Source organism: Calidithermus terrae (genome assembly GCF_003574345.1).
Classification (GTDB): domain Bacteria; phylum Deinococcota; class Deinococci; order Deinococcales; family Thermaceae; genus Calidithermus; species Calidithermus chliarophilus.
The window spans coordinates 1-8,238 of record NZ_QXDL01000184.1 but is presented as its reverse complement, the minus strand read 5'-3'; the positions used below and the strand labels follow the sequence as shown (position 1 = coordinate 8,238).

General features: G+C 71.1%; 9 protein-coding genes, 1 tRNA gene and 1 pseudogene. 4 read left to right on the top strand and 7 right to left on the bottom strand.

All coding sequences use genetic code 11. The features are described 5' to 3' along the window. The 5 genes and pseudogenes from Mterra_RS22905 to Mterra_RS16585 all read right to left on the bottom strand — a co-directional run. Positions 1-365: pseudogene (locus tag Mterra_RS22905) on the bottom strand (hypothetical protein); the annotation flags it as partial. Then, on the bottom strand, positions 362-1,075 hold the full coding sequence (locus tag Mterra_RS16600; RefSeq protein WP_119316173.1) for a T4 family baseplate hub assembly chaperone: 714 nt from the start codon (positions 1,073-1,075) through the stop codon (positions 362-364). The gene Mterra_RS16600 and the pseudogene Mterra_RS22905, both read right to left, overlap by 4 nt. Before the next feature lie 7 nt (positions 1,076-1,082). Then, complete coding sequence (locus Mterra_RS16595; protein WP_119316172.1) at positions 1,083-1,604, bottom strand: phage tail protein; 522 nt, start codon at positions 1,602-1,604, stop codon at positions 1,083-1,085. Between the two features lie 99 nt (positions 1,605-1,703). Next, on the bottom strand, positions 1,704-3,215 hold the full coding sequence (locus Mterra_RS16590) for a phage tail sheath family protein (protein ID WP_119316171.1): 1,512 nt from the start codon (positions 3,213-3,215) through the stop codon (positions 1,704-1,706). Positions 3,216-3,649: 434 nt separating this feature from the next. Beyond that, positions 3,650-4,366, bottom strand: a complete 717-nt coding sequence (locus tag Mterra_RS16585; RefSeq protein ID WP_119316170.1) for a sugar phosphate isomerase/epimerase family protein — start codon at positions 4,364-4,366, stop codon at positions 3,650-3,652. A 72-nt stretch (positions 4,367-4,438) separates the two neighbouring features. Between Mterra_RS16585 and Mterra_RS16580 the strand changes: the two genes are divergently transcribed. Together Mterra_RS16580 and queF are read left to right on the top strand one after the other, a co-directional pair. Next, entirely contained in the window at positions 4,439-5,050 is a 612-nt protein-coding gene (locus tag Mterra_RS16580) for a queuosine precursor transporter (protein ID WP_119316169.1), read from the top strand. Positions 5,051-5,067: 17 nt separating this feature from the next. Continuing rightward, on the top strand, positions 5,068-5,472 hold the full coding sequence (gene queF, locus Mterra_RS16575) for a preQ(1) synthase (protein WP_027891693.1): 405 nt from the start codon (positions 5,068-5,070) through the stop codon (positions 5,470-5,472). 75 nt (positions 5,473-5,547) lie between these two features. Here queF and Mterra_RS16570 read toward each other — a convergent pair. Then, positions 5,548-5,624, bottom strand: a tRNA-Ile gene (locus tag Mterra_RS16570). Between the two features lie 84 nt (positions 5,625-5,708). Next, positions 5,709-6,221: a hypothetical protein gene (locus Mterra_RS16565; protein ID WP_119316168.1), complete on the bottom strand. Its 513-nt coding sequence runs from the start codon at positions 6,219-6,221 to the stop codon at positions 5,709-5,711. A gap of 110 nt (positions 6,222-6,331) precedes the next feature. On the opposite strand from Mterra_RS16565, the gene Mterra_RS16560 reads away from it, so the two are divergent. Together Mterra_RS16560 and Mterra_RS16555 are read left to right on the top strand one after the other, a co-directional pair. Continuing rightward, positions 6,332-6,985, top strand: coding sequence for a response regulator transcription factor (locus tag Mterra_RS16560; protein WP_119316167.1), 654 nt, complete (start codon positions 6,332-6,334; stop codon positions 6,983-6,985). After that, entirely contained in the window at positions 6,982-8,010 is a 1,029-nt protein-coding gene (locus tag Mterra_RS16555; RefSeq protein WP_119316166.1) for a M20/M25/M40 family metallo-hydrolase, read from the top strand. The genes Mterra_RS16560 and Mterra_RS16555 overlap by 4 nt, the downstream gene beginning before the upstream one ends. Positions 8,011-8,238 lie beyond the last annotated feature (228 nt).

Sequence of the window (8,238 nt, the reverse complement as noted above, 5' to 3'; positions counted from 1 at the left end):
GGCGACGGCTCAGGGTGCGGGATGGGGGACGGGCGGGCCTCGAGTTCCCGCTCCTGGGCTCGCGGGCGCTTCCTCCGGCCGGATGGCTCCGGGGCCTGCGGGTCTGCCGACCGGGGCGAGGGCCGTACGGGGCGCGGAATCTCCGGTTCGGCAGGCTCACGGGGGATCCGAGCCACGGGCGCGACGGGTTCGGCGGGGGCTGGGCCGGGCGCTCGAGGCGCTGCCTGCTCCGGGCTCTCCGCGGCCTCGCCCGCCCAACCCTCCTGGAAGTAGCCAGGGGTCTCGAAACGGCCCGGCAGCCGGGGCTCGAGCGCGGGCGCCTGCCCCTGGGCCTGGGCGATGAGGCGGCTCAGGAAGGGGTTCACGGCCCCACCATCCCCAGGTAAAGCTGCCGCCGGGCGGGGGAGAGCGCCAGGATGTCCCCCTCGCGCCAGCCGTAGGCCGAGGCCAGCCGGTGGACCTCCGCCAGCGTGCGCAGGGCCCAGGCGTTCAGCTCGCTCCACAAAAAGGCCAGCGGGTCGAAGGGCGCGGCCCAGGCGTGCCGGCAGGCGGGGCAGGAGAGCCGCAGCAGGAGGTCGGCCTGGGGGTCGGTCTCGGGCAGGTGGTGGGCCACGGCGTCCAGCACCTCCGGCGGCAGTTGCGCCCCTTCCACGCTTCGCCCCTGGTGGCTCGCCTCCTCGACGGCCCGCAGGGTGAGCGTGCGGGCCGGGTCGGGGCTGCCGAGCGCGCTCGCCAGGTCCAGGCTGTCCAGGGGGCGCAGCGTGAGGCGGTAGTCCCCGTGCTCCACCGTTTGCGGCGCGGGGCCCTGCCCCAAGCGCAGGTCGGCTACGCGCAGGCCCACCTCGAGGGCTTCCCCGCAGGCCGGGCAGCGGGCGAGGGCCTCGAGGCGCGGCCCGAACAGCGCCTCCCGCGCCGCCAGCAGCCGCGCGTCGCGCTCGCCCAGGGGCAGGCGGCAGAGCTCGTGCCAGGAGGCGTCCGGGGCCAGGGCTTGCAGGATCAGCAGGGCCCGTTGCAGGGGCGTGGCCCGCTGGCCCTGCTCCCACACCCCCAGCCAGGTCGGGGCGTCGGGGAACATGGCCCGCCTACGGCTCGGTGAAGCTGGGCTCGCTGGGCTCGACCACCTCGTAGTCGCGCTCCCAGCCCTCGTTCTCCAGCTTGAGGGTCTGGATAGCCACCGCGTTGGCGTTGGCGTCGAGGTCGGGCAGGGCCTGGTACTCCGAGACCCAGCAGCGGAAGATGCGGTAGGCGAGGGCGAGTTGCCCTGCCTCGTTGTAGACCTCGAGGATGACGTCCTTGCGGAAGTCCTTGAGCGAGACCTCGGCCCCCAGCCCCGAGCCGAAGTTCCAGACCTTGTTGGCCCACTTCTCGAACTCCTCGTCGTGGGTCACGCCGCGCTCGAGGGTGATGGCCTCGTACTTGGTGCGCCCCGGCGACTTGCGGCTCGTCGAGGGGTCGCCCCCCTCGCGGTGCTCGACCACCTCCGTCGAGCGCTTGAGCGCGCTGACCTTGCTCACCCCCGCCACGTAGCGGCCGTCCCACTTGAGGCGGAATTTGAAGTTCTTGTAGGGGTCGAAGCGGGTCGCGTTCACGCTGAATTGCGCCATTGAATACCTCCCTGAGGTCGTGCACCGTACGTCTTACGTCTTACGCAATACGTTTCTTTCCGGCGGTTGGCGTAGGACGTACGACCTAAGACTCTCGCGTCACGCCTGCACCTGACCCGCCATCTGCTGCAGCTTGACGATGACGAACTCGGCCGGCTTGAGGGGCGCGAAGCCCACCAGGATGTTGACGACGCCGCGGTTGACGTCGTCTTGGGTGGTGGTCTCCTTGTCGCACTTGACGAAGTAGGCCTCGCGCGGGGTGGTGCCGGCGAAGGCCCCCTGGCGGAAGAGGTTGTGCAAAAACGCCCCCACGTTGAGCCGGATCTGCGCCCACAGCGGCTCGTCGTTGGGCTCGAAGACCACCCACTGCAGGCCGCGGTAGAGGCTCTCCTCCAGGTAAAGCGCCATGCGCCGCACCGGGATGTACTTCCACTCCGAGGCCAGCCGGTCGGCCCCCTCGAGGGTGCGCGCGCCCCACACCACCCGCCCCACGTTGGGCAAGGCCCGCAGGCAGTTGACCCCCAGCACGTTGAGGTCGCCGTTCTCCTTGTCGGTGAGCGAAACGCTGAGCTCGGCGACCCCGTTTAAGGTGGCCTCGAGGCCCGCCGGGGCCTTCCAGACGCCCCTCGAGGCGTCGGTGCGGGCCATCACCCCGGCCACCGCGCCGCAGGGGACGAACTCCTCGAGGCGGTTCTCCCGCAGCGGGTCGGGGGCCTTGACGCGCGGGAAGAAGATGGCCGCGTTCTTGTGCCGCGTGAAGCCCGCGATCCCCGACACCGCCGCCGCGCTGTCGGCCCACCGGGGCGCGTCCACGATCAGGAGGGCGCGGCGGTCCTGGCAGAACTGGTAGAAGTTGTCCCAATCGCCGTCGGCGAAGTCGGTGCCGAAGGCGGGGGGCGGCACGCACAGCAGGTTGAAGAGGTCGGCCTTGAGCAGCGCGTAAATCCCGGTTTTGTTGGCCTCCGAACCGGTGTACTGGTTGAGGGTCAGGGCGTTGCCGTCGCCCCCGGCGGTGACGGTGACCCCGGCGGGGGGCGTGGTGTCGGCGAGGTCGTAGGTGTCGGCGGCGGGCCGGGCGCTGACGCTGCCGCTCACCCGCCACAGCCGCGACTCGCGCTCGAGCAGGCTCGCCACGTAGCGCGGGTTGGCGGGGTTGCTCGAGGCGTTGGGGAAGTTCTCCAAGGTCTCCCCGGCGGCGTTCTGCACCCTGAGGTTGAAGAGGCTGGCGTCGGCGGGGTCCTTGGTGTCGTGGTCCACCGCCAGCCGCAGGGCGTTGGGCCAGGCGCCCTCGTTCTTGGCCTCCAGCGTCAGCGCCCCCGAGATCGCCAGCGAGGCCTTGGTGGCCCCGTTGTGGACGCGCACGACCAGCGCGTCGCTGCCGCCGTTGGCGAAGTAGTGGCGCACCGCGTAGCTCAGGGTGCTCTCGAGCCACAGCCCGCCGAACACCCGCTCGAACTCGCCGAAGCTGCGCACCGTCACCGGCTCGTTGACCGGCCCCTGCCGCGCGCGCCCGACGAAGGCGGTGATGGAGGTGGCTACCCCGGTAATGGTGCGGACCCCGCTGGGCAATTCCTCGATATACACCCCTGGATAACTCGGTGTGACTGGCATGACGCCTCCTTTGAGCCTTAGGGGAAGACGGAGGGAATATGGGCCTGATTGTGGTTGATCCGACGTTACACCGACGTTACGGCGCCGCCGGGCCCGCCCGGGGGCCCGACTCGCCCGCGCCACGACCGCAGTGCCGACCGACCCGCTGAGCCATAGTGGCCTCCCCTGAACCCCCCTCCGGGCCCCGTAGGGCCGTCGCTCGCCGGACCGGGGTGGGCGGCGTCGGGGCGGGCCTGGGGCAGGCGGGCGGGTGCGCGGCGCGGTCGGTTGCGAACTGTTAGTTCCGTTTCAGGGTAGGCCAGGCTCTCAGGGGTGTCAAGCGACTGCCCTGCCCTCGTCCGTCCCACGGAGCGGCTCGAGCCAGGGCCAGATGGGCAAAGGCCGGGCCCAAGCCCAGCCGGAAAGGTGAACGAAAGCTAAATGTTCCCCCGCCCTTACAGCAGCTCGCGCAGGGCCTCGAGGTTGCGCCGGGCGCTGCCGAGGGGGTCGGGGCTGTGGTCCTGCTCGACCACCAGCCACCGCGGCTGGGCCGCGGCGAGGGCGGCGCTCAGGTTGACCTCCCCGTGCCCGAGCTCCACCGTCTCCCACCTCTCGCCCTTGCGGGCCACGTCCTTCACGTGCAGCAGGGGCGTGCGGGCGGCGTAGCGGCGCACGTACTGGGCCGGGTCCACCCCGCCCGCGTGCAGCCAGGCCACGTCGAGCTCGGCGTGAACGCGGGGCTGGGCCAGCAGCAGGTCGAGGGCCGGGGCGCCCTCCACGCGCTCGAGCAGCTCGTGGGCGTGGTTGTGGTAGGCGAACTTCAGCCCGTGCGCCTCGGCCCGCTCGGCCATGCGCCCCAGCTCCTCGGCGACGCGCGGCCAGGGCCAGGCGGCGCCGGCCTTCGACCACGCGCACACCAGGTAGGGCGCGCCGAGCTCGAGGCAGAACTCGAGCTCCCCCTCCAGCCCCTGCACCAGCGCCTCGAAGGCCGCGTGCCGCCCCAGCGCCTCGAGGCCCAGCCCGTCCAAAACCTGGCGGGTCTCCCCGGCGCTCCTGAACTGCCCGAAACTCTCCACGCCTTCGTAGCCGAAGGCGGCCAGGCGCTCGAGGGTTCCTTCGAAGTCCTGGGCCAGTGCGTCCCGCACGCTGTAGAGCTGGATCCCGATCTTCACGGTGGGGCCTCCTTGGGGTTCTATTGGCAATGGGCGGAAAACGTGGAAGAATCGAGGGTCTGGGAGAAGCACATGCGTAAAGAGAACCTTTTGGTGAGCCTGGTGGCCGTCTACATCGCGGCCGAGCTCGTTTCCAATGCTACGGCAGGCCGGTTGGTACAGATAGGCCCGTGGGTCCTTCCCGGCGCGATCTTCCTCTACTCCCTCACCTTCACCCTGCGCGACGCGGTGCACACGGTGGGCGGCTGGAGGGTCGCCAAGTCGCTGGTGTGGGCGGGCCTGGCCGCCAACGCCCTGCTGGCCCTCTACGGGCTGCTGGTGACGGTGCTGCCCAAGCCGGCGTGGTTCGACGGCGGCGCCTACGCCCAGGTCTTCGGCACCACCTTCCGCGTCGTCGTCGCCTCGCTGGTGGCCTACGGGGTCTCCACCTGGCTCGACGCGCTGGTCTTCGAGCGCCTGAAGCGCTCCATCGCGGGCCGGGTCCTGGCCTCCAACCTGGTGTCCACCACCCTAGACACGGTCGTCTTCATCACGCTGGCCTTCGCCGGCACGGGGGCGCCCCTGCTCAACCTGATGCTGGGCCAGGTGGTGGTCAAGATGCTGGTGAGCACCGTGCTGATCCCGCTGGTCTACTGGGTGCGCAACGCCCTGCGCTCGCAAGGGCTGGCGCTGGAAGGCTACTGAACGGGAGGTTTGCCCTCATGGACAAGTTCTGGCTCCCCCGCAGCGGGCCCATGCCCCGCCCCAAGTCCCTCGAAGAGGCCCGCCAGGTGCTCGCCGACGAGGCCTTCCGAGCGCCCAACGTCGGCCGCGTGACCTTCGAGGCCGCCGAGTTCACCTCGATCTGCCCGCGCTCCGGCCAGCCCGACTTCGGCCGGGTGCGGATCTCCTACACCCCTAAGGAGAGGTGCATCGAGAGCAAGTCGCTGAAGTTCTACCTGTGGGCCTACCGCGACGAGCCCGCCTTCTGCGAAGAGCTCACCGCCCGCATCGCCGACGACATCGTGGCCGCCATCGACCCGGCCTGGCTCGAGGTCACGCTCGAGCAGACCCCTCGAGGCGGCATCGGGATCGTGGTCACCGCCGAGCGCGGGCAGAGGCCCTAACCCTGCAGGCCGAGGCGTTCGGGATCAAAAAAGGAGCTCGAGGGTAACAGTGCCCTCGAGCTCCCTCGCTTTTCGTGGTGGGCGGTAGTGGACTCGAACCACCGACCTCACGCTTATCAGGCGTGTGCTCTAACCAGCTGAGCTAACCGCCCACGTGGCGCCCCCGCAGGGACAGCGCCCCCTAATATAGCGAAGCCACCCGGCTTGGTCAAGTAAGGCTGCCGGGTGGCCTAGCATCAGAAACGGACCCCGGCGCTCAGCCGCACCCGGGGGCTGAACTCGAGCACCGTCACGTCGCCGTACTCGGTGGCTACGACCCGCAACCCGCCCTCGAGGCCGAGCTCGAGGGGGCCGTCGGCGAGGCGGTAGCCCGCGCTCAGGCCCAGCGTGGTGACGAAGACGCCGCTGCCGCCCTGCGCCAGCACGCCGCCCCCGCCCCGCACGGCGCCGAAGAGGCCGGTGCGGTCGTTGTTGGAGTAGAGCACGTTCCCGCCCTCGAGCAAGACGCCGAGGAGGGGGCCGCTGAGGAGGGTCTCCACGCCGAAGAGGTAGGCCACGCTGCCGCGAGGGTAGACGCCGAGGGTGGGGTCGAGCCACTCGAGCTCGAGGTCCAGGCTGCCCGCGAAGCCGTAGGCGGCGGTGGCGCCCGCGCCCAGGCCGCCGCGCAGGCTCACCCAACTGCCCTGGGCCAGCGCGCTGCCCAGGGCCAAGGTCGCCAGGAGGAGTAAGGACTTCAGCGCACGTCTCATCGCGCCCATGCTACAGGAGAGGGCCGGTGGCCGATAGCCTGTGGCCCCGTCCCGGACCCGGGGCCCGGGCGCTAAACCCCTGGGGCGGAAGGGGGGTAGAATCAGGGGTAATGATACGCATCCTGCTCGCCGATGACCACGCCCTGTTCCGCCAGGGCCTGCGGAGCCTGCTCGAGGCCGAGCCCGACTTCCGGGTGATCGGGGAGGCCAAGGACGGGCGCGAGGCGCTGCGCCACGCCCTCGAGGCCCGCCCCGACGTCATCCTCATGGACATCCAGATGCCCGGCCTCGACGGGGTGCAGGCCACGCAGGAGATTTTGCGGGAGTGGCCCCAGGCCAAGGTCATCATGCTGACGATGTACCGCCAGGACGCCTACGTCTTCGAGGCGGTCAAGACCGGCGCGCGCGGCTACATGCTCAAGGACGCCGACGCCAAGGAGCTGCTCGAGGCCATCCGCCGGGTGCAGTCCGGCGAGGTGCTGCTCGACGCCGAGATGGCCGAGCAGATCATCCAGGACTTCAAGAGCAAGAACGAGACCGCGCCCAAGCCCCACGCCGAGCTCTCCGACCGCGAGGTGCAGATCCTCAAGCTCGTCGCGCAGGGCTACACCAACCTCGAGATCGCCAGCGAGCTCTCCCTCTCGGAGAAGACCGTGCGCAACCGCCTGTCCGACATCTTCCAGAAGCTCCACCTCAACAACCGCACCCAGGCCGCGCTCTACGCCCTGCGCGAGGGGCTGGCCGAGTCGGGCGAGGGTGAATGAGTGCGCAGGCCGTCCACCTAGACCCCCGTTCGCTGCTGCTGGAGTTCGGCCCGCTGGCCGGGGAGCTGGGGCGCGGGGAGTGGGTCGCGCGGCGGCTGGGGGAGATGGGCTTCATTCCCCAGCGCGACGAGCTGGGCAACGTCTGGGCCGGCGCGGGCGGGCTGCTGCTGGTGGCCCACATCGACACCGTGCTGACCCCCGGCCCGGTGCGGCAGCAGGGCGATAAGTGGTTCGCCCCGGCGGTGGGCGACAACTCGGCCGGCGTGGCCGTGCTGCTCTCGCTGGCCCCCCTGCTGCTGCCTTTGGGGGTCGGGCTGGGCTTCAGCGTGGGCGAGGAGGGCCTGGGCAACCTCAAGGGGGCGCGGGCGCTGGTGGCGCGGCTGTCCCCGCGCATGATGGTGGCCGTGGACGGCTACATGCCCGGCGTGGTCACCGAGGCGGTGGGCTCGGTGCGCCTGCGGGGGCTGTTCGTGGGGCCCGGCGGGCACGCCTGGGGCGACCGGACCAACCCCAGCCCCGTGCCCGCGCTGGGGCAGGCCCTCAGCGCGCTCTACGAGCTGAAGAAGCACGAGGACGTGAGCGTGAACGTGGGCCGGGTGTGGGGCGGCGAGGCCATCAACGCCATCCCTGCCGAGGTGGGCTTCGAGCTCGACCTCAGGGCCAGCAAGGGCGCCATGCTCGAGCAGCTCGAGGCCCAGGCCCGCGAAGCGCTGATGAACGCGGCCCAGAAGCACGGGGTGCGGCTGGAGCTCGAGGTGCTGGGCCGCCGCCCTGCCGGGAGCACCGCCACCCCGGAGATGCAGCGGGCCGCCCGGCTGGCCCTGGCCGAGGTGGGCCAGGAGGTGCGCTGGCTCTCGGGCTCCACCGACGCCTCCGCGGCGGTCGAGGCCGGCATCCCCGCCCTGGCCTTCGGCACCTACCGGGGCGGCGGGGCCCACACGCCGGAGGAGTGGGTCGAGCCGGAGTCGCTGGTGCAGGGGGCGAAGGCGCTGTGGGCGCTGGTGCGGGGGTTGCGGGGGATTTAGCCGGTAGCCCATAGCCGATAGCCGATAGCTAAAGGCCGGGCGCCGGGGGCGGTTCGTACGTCGTGCGTCCTACGTCGTACGCCGAACGCCAAACGCAAAACGCAAGACGCCCTGGACCCTAGACAAACTACGGGCCGCGAGCTGACGGCTTATCGCTGGCTCCCCGCCAGTGCTGGGCCTCGAGCCTCCGGGCTGGGTGGGTGGGTGGCTTGGAGGAGGCGCAGGCGG